Raw genomic sequence first — 17,795 nt, forward strand, 5'->3', positions numbered from 1 at the left:
CGCCGCTCGAGGTTAGTACGACGGCCGGTACCAGTACCAGTACGCCGTGATCGCGAGCAGAACGACTAACCCGCCGAGGAAGAAGAGCAGCCCCGGCGGGACGGAGCCGAATACCGTATCGATCGCCTCCGCGCCGCCGTCGGTCGCGTTCTGGAGCGTCTCGTTGTCGGCGTCGAAGCCGGGATCTGCGCCCCCGCCCCCGGCGTCGCCGTTGCTGGCGCTTTCGGACCCGTTCTGATCGGACGTACCGACATCCGCGGCGCTGAGACCGTCGCCTTCGTCCGCTGCTCCGGCACCAGCATCGCCCCCATCCGTCGTCTCGGTACCAGCGTCGCCCGCCGTCTCGTCGGTCGTCCTCTCACCGCTCGAGTCGTCGGTCGTCCCGGCTGGCTGTGTCCCCCCGTCCGCGGTCGACCTCGTTCCGGACGGGGCGAGCCACTGGGTCATCGCATACTGGACCAACAGGCTACCGCCCGCCAGCGCGCCGACACCGCCGATAAACCGGGACAGCGCCTCCTTTAGCTGCGACGCTCGCGACTCGTCGCTGGTCACGATCAGCGGCCCGTCGGTCGTCGCGTAGACGCTCATTTCGTTGCCCCGGGAGGAGTACCACGTGTCGACGACCTCGACGAGCCCCGCGTCCTCGAGGTTCTCGAGGTGGTAGCGGACGTTCTGAATCGAGGAGTCGACCGCGTCGGCGATGTCGCTCGGGGTGCCGGGTTCGTCGTCGAGCTGTGAGTAGATCCGCCGGGCCGTCGTCGAGGAGAGCGCGCCGAACACCGCGTCGCCGTCCTCGCCCTCGAGGTCGACGACGCGCGGTTGGCCCTCTTCGGCGGCCGTATCGGAGCGAAAGGGGAAGAGACGGGCCATACGAGGTTCGATTCCTATTCGATGACAAACACATATACTCTTTTTCCTCGGTGAAAGAGCGATTTCAGCTACCGGAAACCGCGCGACGAAGCCGGGATGGCGATTCGATGAATATATCTCTTCGATAGCGCCGTTCGAATAGTAAGAATTACCCACGTCGGGACGTACCATCGCACATGCGTCGGACCGAACTGGGAGGCTGGATCGCCGTCGGAATCGCCCTCGCCGCGCTCGCGATTCCGTGGTTCCTCTGGGGGTCGGCGACTATCGTCGCCGGGCTCCCGATCTGGCTCTGGTGGCACGTCGGCTGGATGGGGCTCGCATCGCTCGTCTTCTGGCTATTCACCCAGCGCGCGTGGGGGATCGGCATCGAAACCGGTAGACGCGGTGACGACTCGATCGGCGGGAACGGGACCCGAACAGAGCGCGCTCGAGACGGCCGACCCGGCGGTGATTCGCCGTGAACGCGGTTACGCTCCAGCTCTCGATCATCGTGGGCTACCTGCTGATCGCCCTCGCTGTCGGGCTGGTCGCCTACCGGCTGACCGACCGCACCGCCGAGGACTTCTACCTCGCGAGTCGAACGCTCGGCACGGTCGTCCTGCTGTTTACCACCTTCGCGACGCTGTTATCGGCGTTTACCTTCTTCGCCGGGCCGAACATCGCCTACGCGCAGGGTCCCGAATGGGTGCTCGTCATGGGCCTGATGGACGGCATTATCTTCGCGATCCTCTGGTACGTCGTCGGCTACAAGCAGTGGCTGCTCGGCCGACAGTTCGGCTACGTCACGCTCGGCGAGATGCTGGGCGACCGCTTCGGCTCGCCGTGGCTCCGCGGTCTCGTCGCCGGCGTCAGCCTGCTGTGGCTCTTCCCCTACGTCATGCTCCAGCAGGTCGGGGCCGGCACCGCACTCGAGGCCCTTACCGAGGGCGCGGTCCCCTACGCCGCCGGTGCGGGACTGATCACCGCGTTCATGATCCTCTACGTCGTCATCGCGGGGATGCGCGGGATCGCCTGGACCGACACGCTACAGGGGGCGTTCATGCTCGTCATGACGTGGGTCGCCGTGCTGTGGGTGCTCGCGGCCGTCGGCGGTCCCGGGGCTGCGACTGACGCGCTCGCGTCGAACCCCGACACGTCCGACTTTCTCTCCCTCGGCGGCGACTACTACACGGTCCCGTGGATGCTCTCGACGGCGATCACGATCGGCTTCGGCGTCGCGATGTTCCCGCAGGTCAACCAGCGGTTCTTCGCCGCCGGGTCGGAAACCGTGCTCAAGCGCTCGTTCGCCCTCTGGCCGATCCTGTGTGTCCTCCTCTTTGTTCCCTCGTTCATGCTCGGCGCGTGGGCCGCCGGGCTCGAGGTTGCGGTTCCCGAGGGCGCGAACGTCCTGCCGCTGGTCCTCGCGGAGTACACGCCGACGTGGTTCGCCGCGCTCGTCATCGCCGGCGCGATGGCCGCGATGATGTCCTCCTCGGACTCGATGTTGCTCTCGGGCTCGTCGTACTTCACGCGGGACCTCTTCCGGCCGATCGCCGCGTTCCTCGGCTGGACGCTCTCCGAGCGAGGCGAGGATTTGATCGCGCGCACCGGCGTCGTGATCTTCGCCACCGCTGCGTTCGTCGTCAGCCTGTTCCAGCCCGCGACGCTGTTCGAAATCGGCAACGCGGCCTTCAGCGGTTTCGCCCAGCTCGCGTTGCCGATTCTGCTCGCGCTCTACTGGCGACGCATCACGCGGGCCGGCATCACCGCCGGCGTCGTGGCCAGCCAGTGTTTCTACGTCTCGAGTCTCTTCTTCGCCGTCGTTCCCGGCTCCTACGCCGGCTGGTCGGCCGGCCTCGTCGGGATGGGGCTCGGCCTCGTCGTCACCGTCGTCGTTTCGCTGCTGACCTCGCCGGCGGCCGCCGAACGGCGGGCGATCTACTTCGATCGGCTGGGCGCGGACTGAGACGGTTACTGTGACGATTTCTCGGCGCAACCTCGACCGTTGGGGGCGCGCTGGCAATGACTCACAGCAACCGTATGCCACTGTCGCAACCGCCACGCCGAAAGGCCCCGGCCGCGTACGCACCGACGATGGCCATCGATCTGCCGCCCGCGGTCGCCGACGCGTGGGACCGTCTCGGAGCCCGAACCGATCAGACCAGCATCTCGCTCGCGACGGTGACCGCCGAGACGACGATCTTCGAACATCGCTCGACCGCCGACGCGCTCGAGTCGCTCCGGAGCGGCGGCAACATCCCGGCTCGGTCGCTGTTTACCGTCGATCTCAGCGTGTCACCGTCGCTGTCTACTATCGGCCTCGACGCCGCCGACGCGCTCGAGACGGCCGCGCCGACGGTCCGCGACCAGTTCGTCGAGACCCTCGAGGACGACGCCATCGCCGTCGCCGGGGAACGCGCAAGCGAGTACATCGATCGGCCGGACGGGGCTGTCGGGCACCTCACCGTGCTCGAAGCTGCGTATCCGATCGACGCCGAGAACACGGCCGACGGCGACGGCGGCGACGGGAGCGCGACGATCGATGCCGAAGCGCACATCGCCGTCTGGCCCGCCGCCGACGTGTACGTGATGGCCGGCGGGGTGCTCCCGATCGAGGCACCCGACGGCGCGGACCTGCTCGGGGCCGCCCTCGACGTCGATCCGGCCCGCGACCGAGAGGCGATCGTCGACCTGTTCCGAGGGCTCGACCTCGAGGCTGCGGACGACGGTGCGACCGAGGAGTAACGGGCTCGACTTTCAACCGGCGTCGGAATGTCGAAATAATTAATGGAACGGCCGTGTACCACCACGTATGGGATACTACAGTGGCCCAGATTACTCGCGGCTCGCAAAGCGGGGGTTCTTCCTCGGACTCGCTCTCTTCGTCATCGGTGCGGGCAGCGAGTTAGTCGGACACGCCGTCTTCGGATCGCTCCCCCAGTGGGAGAACACGCTGTTTTACGCGATGACGATGATCGGGTTCGCCATCGGCTTCGCCTCGCCGTTCGTCTTCGGCATCATCATGCCGCTGACGGAGTAGCCGGTCGACGACTCGGAGGTTTTCTGGCATCCTTCACACGGCTAAAGCACCTCCTATTCATTCATCTCTATATATACGCTGACTTCTTCCTCACTATCGTTGGATAGTACTTTCAAATTAGAATTATCACTCGAAGTAGCGTGCCAAGTTATATTTGCAGAATTAATACCACCACGGCGGCTATTGGTATCCTCAACTCTTCCGTCGCTTAGGGACGCTTTTGTTATCATTTTAATTGCAAATATGCCTGAAGAACCTAACATGATAAGAAATATTGTAATTGCGATAGGATGATTGACGGCAAAGGACCTTATCCCGTTCTCTGAATAAACTGCTACTATGCTTCCACCCACTACACCAGAAATGACACTATTGAGAAAATTATCTGCTTTTCTAACTGTATCTGACTTATCAATATTCACCATGTATGACAGCCGAAGTGCTCTCCCATTATTTTTGCGAATTACCATCACATGTCGTAGTGTTGATTGTTGATTGAACGGTACAAGAACTGGTGTTTTTTATAAACACCGACCCCACGCATTCCATATGCAAACTCACATCGTTCCGGTCGGCTTCGACTACGACCGGCTGATCGCGCCGCTCGTGCGCGATCAGATCGACGTCGACAGCGTCATCTTGCTCGAGGGGGCGGTCGGCAGCGAGGCAAACGTCGAGTACTCTCGCCATCTCTCGAAGAAACTCGAGACGGACTTCGAGAACCTGCTGGGGGCCGAGACCGAGCGGTTTGTCCTCGAGGACGTCTACGACTACGACGACGCCTTCGAGCAGGCCTACGAACTCATCACCGCGGAACTCGACTCGGGCAACGAGGTCTGGGTCAACGTCGCCGCGATGCCCCGAACCGTGAGCTTCGCCTTCGCCAACGCCGCCCACTCCCTGATGGTCGAACGCCAGGAGGACCGCGAGGGGATCCACACTTACTACACCGCCCCCGAGAAGTACCTCGAGACCGAACTCGCCGAGGAACTCAGAGAGCAAATCGCACTGCTCGAGGATCTCCGGGCAACGGAGGAGGGGATCGAGAACGACCGGGTCGGGACCCGACTCGAGAGCGCCCGCGACCTCTTAGCCGAGTTCGACGAGCGCGGGACGACGATCGGCGCGAAAGAAATCGACGGCAAGCACATCGTCGAGTTGCCCGTCGCCTCATTCTCGAACGTCAAACCGTTCGAGGAACTCATTCTGTACAAACTCGGCGAGGACGGCGAGTTCGACTCCGTTTCCGAACTCGCCGAATCGCTGGCCCGCGAGTTGAACGAGGAGTACACCGACAGCTTCCGGTCGAAGGTCATCTACAACGTCGATCGGCTGGGCCCGGGCGGCAAGGGCTACATCGAGCGCGAGGAACACGGCAAGTCCTATCGAACGCGGCTCTCCCGGATCGGCGAGTTGTGGGTGCGAGCCCACTCCGACGACGATACCGACGAGTGACTGCCCTCGAGTCGTCGGCCCGCCTGCTGTGGGTTCTGCGACGCGAAATACCTAACACGTCGGTACCCAATACCGGATATATGGCCACGCCCGGCACGGCCACCTTCGATTCGGCCCACGGCCCACGCGATGGCGTTTTCGTAGGGGCCCGATAGCCCCGCATTCCCCACCCCGTTTCGACGGATGTATTGTCGGCGACCGGTATTTACCGAGCAACGACCGCTCTATGGACGACAGTCAACCGCACTTTCGGCGATCGACGTACCGACGACGCCCGCGACGGGCAGTGAGAACATGAGCACGGACACGCCAGAACACGCCGACGACGAGCCCAGCCTCGAGGGCGGCTACGACCCCGACGCCGTCGAATCCCGCTGGCAACAGCGCTGGATCGACGAGGACGTCTACGCCTACGAGGGCGACGAAAAGGAGGACCCGAACACCGTCTACTCGATCGACACGCCGCCGCCGACGGTCTCGGGCAGCCTGCACATGGGCCACCTCTACGGCTCGACCCTGCAGGACTTCGCCGCGCGATTCCAGCGGATGCACGACGGCGACGTGCTCTTTCCCTTCGGCTACGACGACAACGGGATCGCCAGCGAGCGCCTGACCGAGTCGGAACTGGACATCCGCCATCAGGACTACGAGCGCCGGGAATTCCAGGAACTCTGCCGCGAAGTCTGTACGGAGTACGAGGCCGAGTTCACGGAGAAGATGCAGAACCTCGGGACCTCGATCGACTGGAATAACACGTACAAGACGATCGAACCCCGCGTCCAGCGGATCTCCCAGCTCTCCTTCCTCGACCTCCACGAGAAGGGACGCGAATATCGGAAGAAGGCACCCGCGATCTGGTGTCCCGACTGCGAGACGGCCATCTCGCAGGTCGAGATGGAAGACGACGAGCGCGGCTCGCACTTCAACGACATCGCGTTCGACCTCGTCGGCGAGGACGCCCCTCGGGACGAGTTCGTCATCTCGACGACGCGACCGGAACTCATCCCGGCCTGTGTCTCCGTCTTCGTCCACCCGGACGACGAGGAGAATCAGGACCTCGTCGGCGAGACCGCTCGCATCCCGATCTTCGGCCACGAGGTGCCGATCATCGAAGACGAGCGCGTCGACATGGAGAAAGGCAGCGGCGTCGTGATGTGCTGTACCTTCGGCGACCAGAACGACATCGAGTGGTACCAGGCCCACGACCTCCCGCTGCGGGTCGCCATCGACGAGTCCGCGACGATGACCGACCTCGCCGGCGACTACGAGGGGATGTCCACCGAGGAAGCCCGTGAGGCTATCGTCGAGGACTTAGAGGAGGAGGGCTCCCTGCGCGATCGGTGGGAGATCACCCACGCCGTGCAGGTCCACGAACGCTGTGACACCGCCGTCGAGTACCGCGTCTCCAAGCAGTGGTACGTCGAAATCCTCGATCACAAGGAAGAGTACCTCGAGGCCGGCCGGGAGATGGACTGGTACCCCGAGAAGATGTTCGCCCGCTACGAGCACTGGATCGAGGGCCTCGAGTGGGACTGGCTCATTTCCCGCCAGCGCGACTCGGGGATTCCGTTCCCGGTCTGGTACTGCGCGGACTGCGATCACCCGATCATGGCCGACCGGGAGGACCTGCCGGTCGATCCGCTCTCGGACGAGCCCCCCGTCTCGGCCTGTCCGGAGTGTGGCCACGACGAGTTCGAGGCCGAAGAGGACGTCTTCGACACGTGGGCGACCTCCTCGCTGACGCCGCTGATCAACGCCGGCTGGGACTGGGACGCCGAGAGCGAGGCGTTCACGATGGACAATCCCGAACTCTACCCGTTCGATCTCCGCCCGCAGGGCCACGACATCATCTCCTTTTGGCTGTTCCACACCATCGTCAAGTGCTACGAGCACACCGGCGAGGTGCCCTTCGACGCGACGATGATCAACGGCCACGTGTTAGACGAGAACCGCGAGAAGATGTCCAAATCGCGGGGCAACGTGGTCGAACCCGATGAGGTGCTCGCCGACTACCCCGTGGACGCCGTCCGGTTCTGGGCCGCAAGCGCCGCGGTCGGCGACGACTTCCCCTACCAGGAGAAAGACCTCCGCGCCGGCGAGAAACTCCTGCGCAAGCTCTGGAACGCCTCGAAGCTCACCGACACGCTCGCGCCCGCCCATCCCGACGAGCCCGCCGACCTCGAGGCGATCGACCGCTGGCTCCTCGCCGAGCTAGACGACGCCGTCGCGGATCTCACCGCCCACCTCGAGGACTACGAGTTCGCGAAGGCCCGCGACCGCCTGCGGACCTTCTTCTGGAACACGTTCTGTGACGACTACCTCGAGATTGCCAAGACCCGCGAGGACAACCCCTCGACGCAGTACGCGCTGCGGACCGCTCACCGGACCTTTCTCGAGCTGTGGGCCCCGTTCCTGCCCCATGCGACCGAGGAGATTTGGCAGGCCGTCTATGCAGACGCTGACGGCGACCTCGAGAGCATCCACACCCGCGACTGGCCCAGCCCACAGGGTTACGACGCGGACCTCGAGGCCGGTGAGACCGCCATGGAGGTCATCTCGGCGCTGCGTCGCTACAAGAGCGAGCACCAGCTCCCGTTGAACGCCGACCTCGAGTCGGTCGCCGTCTACGGCCCCATCGAGGGCTTCGAAGACGCGATCCAGCACGTGATGCACGTGCAGGAACTCGACGTGCTCGCGGAGCCCCCGGAGATCACGACCGAGGTCGCCGAGATCGACCTCGACTACTCCACGCTCGGGCCGAAGTTCGGCTCGAAGGTCGGCGACATCGACGCCGGCATCGAGAGCGGCGAGTACGAAATCGACGACGACGCCGGCGTGCTGCGAGTCGCCGGCGAGGAACTCGAGGACGAACTGTTCGAGGTCGAACTCGAGCGGACCTACTCGGGCGACGGCGAGATGGTCGAGACCGAGTCGGCGGTCGTCATCCTCGAGTAGAACCGGCCTCATCCGCCCGCAATCGGTTCGGCCTCGTGTAACCCGTTCCTTTGGACGATCGCGGGAGAAGACACCGCATTGTTCAGAATAACGTACGGTAGCAGAAAGGCTATGACGGGTTCGCTCAATCAGTACCCGTGCTCTGCTGACGTTGGAAAGAGCCGATACGTCGCTGGCCGTCGCGTAAGCCGAGTACAGAGCACCGCATGAAGACAGACATCTCAGACGCCACCACCGCCGAAACCGACTCCTCGATCACCTCGGATACGATCTTCGAGCTCTTGCTCGAGGAGCAGCGCCGGTACGCGCTGTACTACCTCTCCGGGAACCTGGGGGCAGTCAGCCTCGCGGATCTCGTCGAGCGGATCGCCGACCGGGAGGGACGGTCGACCCGGGAGCGGATCGAGCGGATCACCGCCGAGTTCCACCACAACCACTTGCAGAAGCTGATCGACGCGGACGTCCTGCGGTACGACGCGGACGCCGGCACGGTCGAGCGCCGGGCCGCCGCCAGCGCGCTCGACCCGTACCTCGAACTCGCGTTCGTCAATGACCTGTAGACACCGGCCCCGTTCGCCGTCGGTTACGCCCGACGGCTGACGGCTTCGCACTTTTTGACTCGGATCGCGAGCGCGAGAAAGAGTGCGAGGAGTACGAAAGAGACTTCGCCCGCAGCGATCACGCCGAGCGCGTCGGCCTCGAGGAACATGGCGGTGTCCCGGGCCACGGGGATGATCGTGTGGTGTGGCTCGCCCACGATCGGAACGAAGTAGTCGACGATGAGATTACTCCAGTACCAGACGGCGGCGACGCCGACGGCCCACACCGGAAAGTCGGAGATCCGGTGAAGGACAAGCGCCTGGACGACCATCGCGAGGTGGCTCCAGAAGAGGAAGTGAAACATCACCGGCGAGAGATACGCGTAGGAGTCGGCGAAGGCGAGCAACGTCATCGGCGTCCACAGCCCGAGTACGAGGTTACCGAAAAACGCCAGCGCGGTGAGCCACGGCTGCTCGCGGCCCAGTTTCCACGCGGCGATCGCCAGCGCGACGAACAGCGTCGCGAGCGGGCTGTCGGGCACCCACGGCCACAGCGCGGTCGCGGTTTGGGTGAACTGCCCCGAGTAGTACCAGAAGCCGAAGGCCGTCCCCGCGAGGTTGATCGCGACCACGAGCCACGCAAAGCGCAGGCCCAGGTCCTCGAGCGTCGTCGGGACCGGCGCGAGATACGCTGGCAGCGACTCGTCGTCGGGCCGCTCGCGGTCCGCCGTCAGCGTCGACGCGGTCATTGTCCGGCGCGACGGACGGAACCCGCAAAACAGTAGCGGTTATCGCTGCGCACGGTCCCGTACTACTACGACCGGCCCCGCCGTAGCCTCGCCCATGACCACGGTCGACGAACGAACGCGAAAACGACTCTCGACCGGCCACGAGGTCGCGCTCCCGCTCGAACTCTCGTTCGCGATGGGCGGCGTTACCGTTCCCGCTCGACGCAGCCGGCTCGAGGCGGTCCTGCCCGAGGGACTCTCGTCGCTCGCGATCGCGCCCGGTATCGGCTGCGTCGCGCTCGTCGGGATCCGGTACCATCGCGTCGGCGGCGGCGATCGGGGCGGGACCGGACTCGAGCCCTACGACGAGTTCGCCGTCATCGTCCCGGCGGTCCGCGGGAGCCGGACGAGCCTCCCCGGCGCACAGCTCGTCGACAGCGAGATCGGCGGCTACGTCCACTGGCTGCCGGTGACGACCGACCCGTCGATCGCGCTCGGCCGTGAACTCTGGGGTTTCCCCAAGGAGCGGGCCGCTATCACGGTGAGCGACGGGCCGAACGCTATTCGAACCGTCGTCGATGCTGACGGGGACCGCTACGGCGGCGGCGAGACCGTCCGACTCGAGGTTGCTCACCCCCGGACCGGTGCTCGGGCGCGGGACTGGTCCATGGCCAGCTACACGCGGAACGACGGCGCGCTCTTGCGGACGGCGGCCCAGATTCGGGGCGAGGTCGCGATCGCTCCCGGCCCGTCGGTCGGCACGCGACTCGAGGTCGCGCCGGAACTGGCTGCGGAACTCGGACTGTGGCAACGGCCGCTTACCCGACTGTACGGCTCGACGGTGCGAGCGCGGCTGTCCGAGGGTGAACGGGTGGAAGGCTAACCGGCGATTGTCCGGTTGAGCGCGATTCGAGACCGAGCGGCTACCGACGATTTCGGTTCCTGCGGCCGAATCATCCCCAAAGAACACGCGTAAGTGCCGGGGCTCCTAACCGCGGCGTATGGCCGAGAATACCGATCTCGAGGAACTCAGACGCGGGACCGATCTCGTCAAGCGCGGCTTCGCACGGATGCAGAAAGGCGGCGTCATCATGGATGTCGTCGACCCCGAGCAGGCCCGCATCGCCGAAGAAGCCGGCGCGGTTGCCGTGATGGCGCTGGAAGCCGTCCCCGCCGACATTCGCAAACGCGGCGGCGTCGCTCGGATGGCCGACCCCGCCGACGTCGAGGAAATCGTCGAGTCGGTCTCGATCCCCGTCATGGGCAAATCCCGAATCGGTCACACGAAGGAAGCCCAGATCCTCGAGGCCGTCGGCGTCGACATGATCGACGAGTCCGAGGTCCTCACCCCGGCGGACGACGCATACCACATCGACAAGCGCGACTTCACCGCCCCGTTCGTCTGCGGCGCGCGCAACCTCGGCGAGGCGCTGCGCCGGATCGACGAGGGTGCGGCGATGATCCGTACCAAGGGCGAGGCCGGCACCGGCGACGTGAACCAGGCGGTCCACCACCAGCGGACGATCAAGGGCGCGATCCGCGAACTCGAGGGCATGAAACACGAGGAGCGAGATGCCTACGCTCGAGAGATCGAAGCGCCCGCGGAACTGGTCCACGAGACCGCCGAGATGGGCCGGCTCCCGGTCGTCAACTTCGCCGCCGGCGGGATCGCGACGCCCGCCGACGCCGCGCTCATGATGCACCACGAGTGCGACGGTATCTTCGTCGGCAGCGGCATCTTCGGTGCGGAGAACCCGCCGGAGATGGCCGAAGCGATCGTCGAGGCGACCAACAACTGGGACGAATCCGAAACCCTCGCCGAGATCTCGAAGAACCTCGGCAAGAGCATGAAAGGTGACGCGAACGTCGACCTCCCCGAAGAGGAGAAGCTGCAGGGTCGGGGCGTCTGATCGGCGACCGACCGAATGCCGACCCGTTCGCTGACTCCGAACCGCCGATCGATCGGCACGCACGCTCGTTTTGTGGCTCTCCCGTCCGTAGTGTGTGAATCCGACCGTTACGCGTCCGACTCCCACCACGTCTCGAGCGGCGGAATGACGCCCGTTCGGAGGAGCGCGAGAAAGACCAGATAGGTTAGCGTCGCACCACAGCACAGTGACAGTATCGGCACCGGCACGACTCGAGCGCCGACGGCGGCTCCGCCGATCGCCACCGCGAGCGACGCAATCTGGACCGGCCGCCGTTCCCAGTAGTCCCGAACGAGCGCCGGGTCTCGAGCGGCGAGCAGTTCGAACGTAATCGTCGCCACTCCGCCGACGAGCAGGAAGTAAATCGAGAGCGATGCATCGATGAGAAAAACGAGGCCGAGGAACGCGGCGAGCGCGATCAGTGCGAGGACGCCGTCGGTTCGCGTTCCCATCGCCGAGCTACGAGTCGTCCGGGTACAGCGTCGCGCCCTGCCCGATCGCGGTCTGGTAGGCCCGGCTCTCGACGCCGACCGCGTCGAAGGCGTCGACCATCGCCGACGCGATGGCCCGCCGATCCCGCCGGCGACAGACCGCGAGGATCCCCGGCCCGGCCCCGCTGACCGTGACGCCGGTCGCTCCCGCCTCGAGGGCGGCCTCACGGACCTGGTCGTAACCGGTAATCAGTTTGGTGCGTTCGGGCGTGACGATATCGTCGTTCATGCCGCTGCCGACGAGGTCCGGATCGTCTCGCGTCATGCCGACGGTCAGCGTGGCGGCGTTGCCGACGGTGGTGACGACGTCGTCCATCAGGGCCGAGTCGGGGACGACGCCGCGCGCGTCGCGGGTCGATACGGAGATGTCGGGCAGGCAGGCGACGACGGGGACCGACGCGTCGACCTGTGTGACGCCGTCCTCGGTGACGACGGTAAAGCCGCCGAGTAGGGCGGGTGCGACGTTGTCCGCGTGGGCCTCGCCGGAGACGAGCGCCTCGCCCTCGGCCGCGACGGGAACGAGTTCTTCCCGGGACCGGCCGCGGTCGTAAAGCGCGTTCAACGCGACAGCGGCGGCGGCCGCGCTTGCGGCCGACGACCCCAGTCCCGAGGACGGTCTGACGCCCTTGTCGATCCGGATGCGGGCCGGCGCGTCGAGCGCGTCGGCGACCGCGCCGACGGTGTTCTTGGCGGGGTCTTCCGGGATGTACTCGCTGCCGGCACCGGTGATCGAAATCGTCGTCTCTGGGGCGCGTTCGACCCGGATCACGTCGGCGGGCGTTCCGAGAGCGACACCGAAGACATCGAAGCCACTCCCGAGGTTCGCACTCGTCGCGGGTGCCCGCACGGTGAGCATGCCGATTCCTTCCGAGACGGCAGTCAAAAAGGTAGCGAACGACGCCGACAATAGCGCAAAAACGAGCGGTGGCGACCCGAATCGGATCGACGCCGCAGCGGCCGGTCTACGCGAGACCGGTCGCGGCGTTACTCGTCGTCGTCTGCGGTGCCGAAGGTGAACACGTCGTCGCTTTCGGCCTCGCTGTCGTCGTCATCGGCTTCGGTGTCGTTGTCCTCGCTTTCCTCATCGCTCGCGAGGGTGTCTCCGGCCGTCGAGTCGTCACTGTCAACGCTGTCGTCGTCCACCGCGTTCGACTCGGCGTCGCCAGCCGCATCGCCGAGTCCGTCGTCGACCGGCTCGAGCGGCTGGCCGGCCGTCGCATCGGTTTCGTTGTCGGACTCGGTCACCGGTTCAACCGCGTGTGCCGCGTCCTCGGCCGCGTCGATGTCGGCGTCCTCGGCGTCGGTTGCCGTCTCGAGATCAGGGTCCGCGAGCGGATCGGTCGACTCCGCTGTGGTCGCCGGGTCGAACCCGTCGCCGTCGCTCTCCTCGATTCCAAGGATCTCCTCTGCACCCATCTCGGTCGTCTCAGCGGGCTCCTCGGTCGCCGACGTGTTGCCGGCGTCGGGAACCGCATCGCCGTCGGCCGACTGGTCGGTGTCGAACAGTTCGGCGGCTGATTCGTCGTCGAGGTCGATCTTGGGTTCGGTCGACTGGTCGGCGTCGAACGCTTCGGCGGCCGGTTCGCCCTCGAGTTCGACGTCGGTTTCGGACTGGTCGGCGGCGTCCGTGTCGTCCCCAGCTTCGAACTCGATCGCGTCGTCGTCCGCGCCCTCGTCGAACGTGAGGGTATCGTCCGGCTCGGTCTGCTCGCTATCGGCATCCGCATCGAACGTGATTCCCTGCTCCGTGTCGTCCGTCTCGCCGGCATCGTCAACGTCGAAGTTCTGCTCGGCTGCGTCGAGGTCCGCGTCGACGTCGAACGTCGACTCGAGGTCGACCTCGGCGCGGTCGATATCGGTGTCGAACCGGTCGAGCGCCTCCGAGAGCTGCGAGGCCTGTTCGGAGAGGCTCGAGGCGGACTTCGTAACCTCGGTCAGTGCGGTGGTCTGCTCTTCGGCCGCGGCGGCGACGTTCTCGGCTTCGGCCGTCGTCTCGTCGGAAATCGTCGCCGCGTCGTCGACCATCGCGACGACCTCCTGCGTGGAGGCCGCTTGCTCTTCGGTCGCCGCGGAAATCTCCTGGACGCCCACGTTCGTCTCCTGTGCGAGGGTGGCAATCTCCTCGAGTGCGTTGGCCGCTTCCTCAACCTGTTCGCTGGCGTCTTCGATGTCGGCGCTCGTCCCCTCGACCTCGACGGCGGACTCCTCGGTTCGCTCGCGGATCGCCTCGAGCCGGTCTTCGGCCTCGTCGGCCGCCTCGGCGACGTCCTCGGAGAGGGCCTTGACCTCCTTTGCGACGACGGAGAACCCTTCGTCGTCGCTGCTGCCACCCGCGGAGCGGGAGGCCTCGATGTTGGCGTTCAGCGCCAGCATGTTGGTCTGGCGGGCGATCTCGGAAATCGTGTTGATCAGTTCGTCGATCTGTTGGACCTCTTCCTCGAGCCGGCGGATCTCGCTGACGGCGCTGCCGGCCTCGTCCTCGATTTCGTCCATGGCAGTGATCGCCGCTTGGGCGGCTTCCTGCCCTTCCTTCCCGGTGTCGACGGTTCGTTCGGCGATATCGGCCACCTCGTTCGAGGAGGCGGCGATCTCCTCGGTCGTCGTCGAGAGGCCGCTCATCTCTTGGTTGACCGACTGCAGCGACTCGTTCTGTCGGTCCGCGCCGTCGGAAATCTCCTGAATCGACTCGGTGACCTGCTGGGAGGCCGAGCGAACCTCCTCGCTCGAGGCCGTCACCTGCTCGGAGGCGGTCGCGACATCAGTCGCGAACCGGTTGAGTTCCGCGATAGTCTGCTCGATCTCGTCGAGCATCTCGTTGAAGTCCTCGGCGATCTCGGCCATTGCCTCGTTGTCGCCGTCGGCCTCCATCCGGGCCGTCAGATTGCCATCGGCGGCCGCTTCCATCACGTCGCTGTAATCGGCGGCCGTCTTTTCGAGTTCGTCGTTGATCTCCTGGACGCGCTTGCGTTCGCGCTCGGCGTCCTCGCGGGCGGCTTCCGCCTGCTTGATCTGCTCGCGCAGGGCGACCCGCATCGAGTCGAACCCGTCGTAGAGCCGGCCGATGTTGTCGATCCGCCGGGTCTCGAGGTCGACATCGAGGTTGCCTTCCTCCATCTGGTTTGCCTTATCGGTGAGCCGGTCGATCGAGACCGCCGTGTTCCGGCCGAGGACGGCCCCGACGACGCCGATCATGAGCACGCCGAGCAGCGTCGCGTAGATACCCCACTCGTTGATCGTGGTGACGAACCCGAGCGCCTGATCGGCGGGTTCGACGGTCAGGACGACCCAGTCGGTCCCGAACACGCGGGCGGAACTGGCGACGTAGTCGTTTTCGTTGTCCTCACCGAGGCCGTAGGCGTAGTTATCGAACGAGAGGTCCGAACCGGCGAGCTGTCGGGTGGTCGCGCCCTCGGTTCGCGCGGATTGGGCGAGGCCGGACTCGTCGCTGTAGGTGTAGCCGAGCGTCTCGTGGTTCTCGCCGTAGCCGGCGTTGTCGAGCATGATCCTGTTCTCGCCGTTGAGGACCACCGTCGTGACACCCTCCTCGTCCTGTAGCTGATTCGCGTACGCCTCGAGATCGGCGGTGTAGACGACCGCTCGATCGTTGTTTTCGGGCGAGAGCTGGACGTACGTGATCACGGTCGTGTTCTGTCCGAACTCGCCGTCGGCGAGATAGGCGTCGGAGACCCACGGAACGGTCTCGGATGCGTCGTCGTACGCGCTTCGAGGGACGTTACTGATGTCGTCGATCGACGCGCCGCGAACGTCCTCGTTGGTACTCGCGGTCACCGTTTCATTGCTGAGATCGACGTAGGTAATATCGAACGTATCAGCGTCTAAGTGTTCCTCCCAGTCGAGGAATCGATGTTGGATCGCCGCCGGATCGTCGCTGGCGACGACGTCCGACCGGGCGATCGTCCCGACCGTATGTTCGTTCTGTTCGTTCCACATCTGCAGGCTCTGGGCTTCTTGCCCGGCCGCGGATGCGTGATCGTCCTGAACCCGATCCTCCATCTGCGTCGTGATTGCTCCCGTTGCGCCGTATCCGATCAGGCCGACCGACAGCCCGAGTATGAGCAGCGCGATCCCGAACTTGACCGCGTACCTGCGTCGGATAGCTTTCGGCACCAACCGTCGAGCGAAATCCATGGATAGAGAACGCGTGATTTCGTCACTACATAAATTGTCAGCCACGGTTATCGGAGGTGATAATTGGATCGTGGTCCCGTCTGTCGTCCTCGGGATGGAATTTCCCTCGCACAGACAAACTATATAGAAATATATTGTAAAAACAAAACTTCTCACGCATTTTTAGATAAATATGTGGGATTACCGAGCACGAATCCGCTCGTCATCGTATCATGACCTATAGCTGATATTATTCGCAAACGTTAAGAAACATAGGTCGAAACGACTGTCCAATATGGATGATGATCACGGACGCGGGAACGTGGGCTCTCCCGCCAGTGACGACCAGCAGCGCGGTTTCGATCGCCGTCAGCTACTCAAAACGACGGCGGGGAGCGCGGCCGGACTCTCGGTAGCGGGCTGTCTCGAAACCGCCGGCTCGATGGTCAGCAGCGACGAGGTCGAACCGGTCACAATCGGCGTGCTCGCGCCCGATCCGGGGAGCGATTCGACCGGCCGCTCGATCGTGCGGGGCGCACGGCTCGCCGTCAACCAACTCAACGAGAACGACGGCATCCTCGGCCGCGACGTCGAGATGGTCGTGGGCGACACGAACGCGAGTCCGCTCGAGGCCCGCCGCCAGTACCAGCGACTCGTCCTCGAGGAGGGTGCCGACGTCACCGTCGGCATCTCCACGACCGAGGCGCTCGTTCCATTGATGGACGACATCGCCGAACAGGAGACGATCCATCTCACGGCCGGCTCTGCGACGACGACGGCGAGCCAGCGGGTCGCCGACGACTACGAGAAGTACAAGTATCACTTCCGCGTCGGCCCGGTCAACGGAACCAATCTCGCGCAGGCCCAAATCGACTTTCTCACCGACAAGAGCGAGGACATGGGGTGGGATTCAATCGCCGTCCTCGCCGAGGACTACGCGTGGACCGACGGGTTGTGGTCGTTCTACCAGAGTCAGTTCCCCGAAACCGACATCGATGTCGAGATGTGGGAGCGGTATCCACCGGCGACCGACGACTTCTCCGATATCTACACCGAGATCGAGCAGTCGGGTGCGGACGCGGCGTTCATTTCGACGGCCCACACCGGCACCGCCGCGCTGCAGGACTGGCGGCCGGAAGAGCGGGAGTTCGAGTTCGGCGGCATTCACGTCCCGATGCAGGACCCGGGGTACTACGAGGCGACTGACGGGGCCTGCGAGTACGCCGCCGGCTACGCCAGCGCGACGGCGACCGCCGAAATCACGACCGAGACACCGGGATTCGTCACCGACTACCGGAACGAATACGATGGGACCAGCCCGGTTTATACCGGCTATATCGCCTTCGACGCGGTCAATGTATTCGCCGATGCGGCCGAGCGCGGCGAGACCCTCGAGTCCGAGCAGTTAGTCACCCCCCTCGAGGAGACCTCCTTCGAAGGGACGACCGGGAACATCGAGTTCCACGGGCAGAACGACGACCACCCCCACGACGTCATCTACGGCGAGGACAAGGTCCATCCGGTCTACTTCCAGTGGCAGGAAAACGACGCCGGCGAGGGCGAGCAGACCGTCATCTGGCCGGACCAACACGCGGCCGACGGTGCCGAATACGAGACCCCCGACTGGCTGTAGGCCGCTCAAGCGGACCGCGACCGCGTTCGGGATCTGTTCTTGCGAT

General features: G+C 64.9%; 16 protein-coding genes. 10 read left to right on the forward strand and 6 right to left on the reverse strand.

What is annotated here, in order from left to right:
- Positions 1 to 12: 12 nt before the first annotated feature.
- Entirely contained in the window at positions 13 to 870 is an 858-nt protein-coding gene (locus tag C489_RS07885) for an ArsR/SmtB family transcription factor (protein ID WP_006430683.1), read from the reverse strand.
- Positions 871 to 1,046: 176 nt separating this feature from the next.
- Between C489_RS07885 and C489_RS07890 the strand changes: the two genes are divergently transcribed.
- The 4 genes from C489_RS07890 to C489_RS07905 all read left to right on the forward strand — a co-directional run bounded on the left by C489_RS07890 (position 1,047) and on the right by C489_RS07905 (position 3,892).
- Positions 1,047 to 1,334: a DUF3311 domain-containing protein gene (locus C489_RS07890; RefSeq protein ID WP_006430684.1), complete on the forward strand. Its 288-nt coding sequence runs from the start codon at positions 1,047 to 1,049 to the stop codon at positions 1,332 to 1,334.
- Positions 1,331 to 2,818, forward strand: coding sequence for a sodium:solute symporter family protein (locus C489_RS07895; protein WP_006430685.1), 1,488 nt, complete (start codon positions 1,331 to 1,333; stop codon positions 2,816 to 2,818). The genes C489_RS07890 and C489_RS07895 overlap by 4 nt, the downstream gene beginning before the upstream one ends.
- A gap of 128 nt (positions 2,819 to 2,946) precedes the next feature.
- Positions 2,947 to 3,597, forward strand: coding sequence for a hypothetical protein (locus C489_RS07900; RefSeq protein WP_006430686.1), 651 nt, complete (start codon positions 2,947 to 2,949; stop codon positions 3,595 to 3,597).
- A 67-nt stretch (positions 3,598 to 3,664) separates the two neighbouring features.
- The gene (locus tag C489_RS07905) at positions 3,665 to 3,892 is read left to right on the forward strand and encodes a DUF7860 family protein (protein WP_006430687.1); all 228 of its coding nucleotides are present in this window, start codon (positions 3,665 to 3,667) and stop codon (positions 3,890 to 3,892) included.
- Positions 3,893 to 3,945: 53 nt separating this feature from the next.
- Here the strand turns inward: C489_RS07905 and C489_RS21540 are convergent, their stop codons facing one another.
- A complete protein-coding gene (locus C489_RS21540) occupies positions 3,946 to 4,362 on the reverse strand; it encodes a hypothetical protein (protein ID WP_152423126.1) in 417 nt (138 codons plus the stop codon).
- 79 nt (positions 4,363 to 4,441) lie between these two features.
- Between C489_RS21540 and C489_RS07910 the strand changes: the two genes are divergently transcribed.
- From C489_RS07910 to C489_RS07920, 3 genes are all read left to right on the forward strand, one after another.
- Positions 4,442 to 5,347: an HFX_2341 family transcriptional regulator gene (locus tag C489_RS07910; RefSeq protein WP_006430688.1), complete on the forward strand. Its 906-nt coding sequence runs from the start codon at positions 4,442 to 4,444 to the stop codon at positions 5,345 to 5,347.
- A 294-nt stretch (positions 5,348 to 5,641) separates the two neighbouring features.
- Positions 5,642 to 8,302, forward strand: a complete 2,661-nt coding sequence (locus tag C489_RS07915) for a valine--tRNA ligase (protein ID WP_049890725.1) — start codon at positions 5,642 to 5,644, stop codon at positions 8,300 to 8,302.
- Positions 8,303 to 8,508: 206 nt separating this feature from the next.
- Complete coding sequence (locus C489_RS07920) at positions 8,509 to 8,862, forward strand: DUF7344 domain-containing protein (protein ID WP_006430690.1); 354 nt, start codon at positions 8,509 to 8,511, stop codon at positions 8,860 to 8,862.
- A gap of 23 nt (positions 8,863 to 8,885) precedes the next feature.
- Here C489_RS07920 and C489_RS07925 read toward each other — a convergent pair whose 3' ends face one another.
- Positions 8,886 to 9,590 (reverse strand): DUF1405 domain-containing protein, encoded by a 705-nt coding sequence (locus C489_RS07925; protein WP_006430691.1) that lies wholly within the window; start codon positions 9,588 to 9,590, stop codon positions 8,886 to 8,888.
- Positions 9,591 to 9,684: 94 nt separating this feature from the next.
- On the opposite strand from C489_RS07925, the gene C489_RS07930 reads away from it, so the two are divergent.
- Together C489_RS07930 and pdxS are read left to right on the forward strand one after the other, a co-directional pair.
- Positions 9,685 to 10,452 carry an acetoacetate decarboxylase family protein gene (locus tag C489_RS07930; protein ID WP_006430692.1) on the forward strand — a complete coding sequence of 256 codons (768 nt, stop codon included), beginning with the start codon at positions 9,685 to 9,687 and terminating at the stop codon, positions 10,450 to 10,452.
- 118 nt (positions 10,453 to 10,570) lie between these two features.
- Entirely contained in the window at positions 10,571 to 11,479 is a 909-nt protein-coding gene (gene pdxS / locus C489_RS07935; protein WP_006430693.1) for a pyridoxal 5'-phosphate synthase lyase subunit PdxS, read from the forward strand.
- Between the two features lie 107 nt (positions 11,480 to 11,586).
- Here the strand turns inward: pdxS and C489_RS07940 are convergent, their stop codons facing one another.
- From C489_RS07940 to C489_RS07950, 3 genes are all read right to left on the reverse strand, one after another.
- The gene (locus C489_RS07940; RefSeq protein ID WP_006430694.1) at positions 11,587 to 11,949 is read right to left on the reverse strand and encodes a hypothetical protein; all 363 of its coding nucleotides are present in this window, start codon (positions 11,947 to 11,949) and stop codon (positions 11,587 to 11,589) included.
- A gap of 7 nt (positions 11,950 to 11,956) precedes the next feature.
- On the reverse strand, positions 11,957 to 12,844 hold the full coding sequence (locus C489_RS07945; protein ID WP_006430695.1) for a homoserine kinase: 888 nt from the start codon (positions 12,842 to 12,844) through the stop codon (positions 11,957 to 11,959).
- Between the two features lie 128 nt (positions 12,845 to 12,972).
- Complete coding sequence (locus C489_RS07950) at positions 12,973 to 16,137, reverse strand: methyl-accepting chemotaxis protein (protein WP_006430696.1); 3,165 nt, start codon at positions 16,135 to 16,137, stop codon at positions 12,973 to 12,975.
- A 274-nt stretch (positions 16,138 to 16,411) separates the two neighbouring features.
- On the opposite strand from C489_RS07950, the gene C489_RS07955 reads away from it, so the two are divergent.
- Positions 16,412 to 17,749: an ABC transporter substrate-binding protein gene (locus C489_RS07955; protein WP_006430697.1), complete on the forward strand. Its 1,338-nt coding sequence runs from the start codon at positions 16,412 to 16,414 to the stop codon at positions 17,747 to 17,749.
- The last annotated feature ends 46 nt before the right edge of the window (positions 17,750 to 17,795 follow it).

This window comes from Natrinema versiforme JCM 10478, from assembly GCF_000337195.1.
GTDB lineage: Archaea > Halobacteriota > Halobacteria > Halobacteriales > Natrialbaceae > Natrinema > Natrinema versiforme.

Bases quoted from the DNA above. Each gene is read 5' to 3' on its own strand.
- C489_RS07885 (WP_006430683.1), bottom strand. From the start codon at position 870: ATGGCCCGTCTCTTCCCCTTTCGCTCCGATACGGCCGCCGAAGAGGGC.
- C489_RS07890 (WP_006430684.1), top strand. From the start codon at position 1,047: ATGCGTCGGACCGAACTGGGAGGCTGGATCGCCGTCGGAATCGCCCTC.
- C489_RS07900 (WP_006430686.1), top strand. From the start codon at position 2,947: ATGGCCATCGATCTGCCGCCCGCGGTCGCCGACGCGTGGGACCGTCTC.
- C489_RS07905 (WP_006430687.1), top strand. From the start codon at position 3,665: ATGGGATACTACAGTGGCCCAGATTACTCGCGGCTCGCAAAGCGGGGG.
- C489_RS21540 (WP_152423126.1), bottom strand. From the start codon at position 4,362: ATGGTAATTCGCAAAAATAATGGGAGAGCACTTCGGCTGTCATACATG.
- C489_RS07910 (WP_006430688.1), top strand. From the start codon at position 4,442: ATGCAAACTCACATCGTTCCGGTCGGCTTCGACTACGACCGGCTGATC.
- C489_RS07915 (WP_049890725.1), top strand. From the start codon at position 5,642: ATGAGCACGGACACGCCAGAACACGCCGACGACGAGCCCAGCCTCGAG.
- C489_RS07920 (WP_006430690.1), top strand. From the start codon at position 8,509: ATGAAGACAGACATCTCAGACGCCACCACCGCCGAAACCGACTCCTCG.
- C489_RS07925 (WP_006430691.1), bottom strand. From the start codon at position 9,590: ATGACCGCGTCGACGCTGACGGCGGACCGCGAGCGGCCCGACGACGAG.
- C489_RS07930 (WP_006430692.1), top strand. From the start codon at position 9,685: ATGACCACGGTCGACGAACGAACGCGAAAACGACTCTCGACCGGCCAC.
- pdxS (WP_006430693.1), top strand. From the start codon at position 10,571: ATGGCCGAGAATACCGATCTCGAGGAACTCAGACGCGGGACCGATCTC.
- C489_RS07940 (WP_006430694.1), bottom strand. From the start codon at position 11,949: ATGGGAACGCGAACCGACGGCGTCCTCGCACTGATCGCGCTCGCCGCG.
- C489_RS07945 (WP_006430695.1), bottom strand. From the start codon at position 12,844: ATGCTCACCGTGCGGGCACCCGCGACGAGTGCGAACCTCGGGAGTGGC.
- C489_RS07950 (WP_006430696.1), bottom strand. From the start codon at position 16,137: ATGGATTTCGCTCGACGGTTGGTGCCGAAAGCTATCCGACGCAGGTAC.
- C489_RS07955 (WP_006430697.1), top strand. From the start codon at position 16,412: ATGGATGATGATCACGGACGCGGGAACGTGGGCTCTCCCGCCAGTGAC.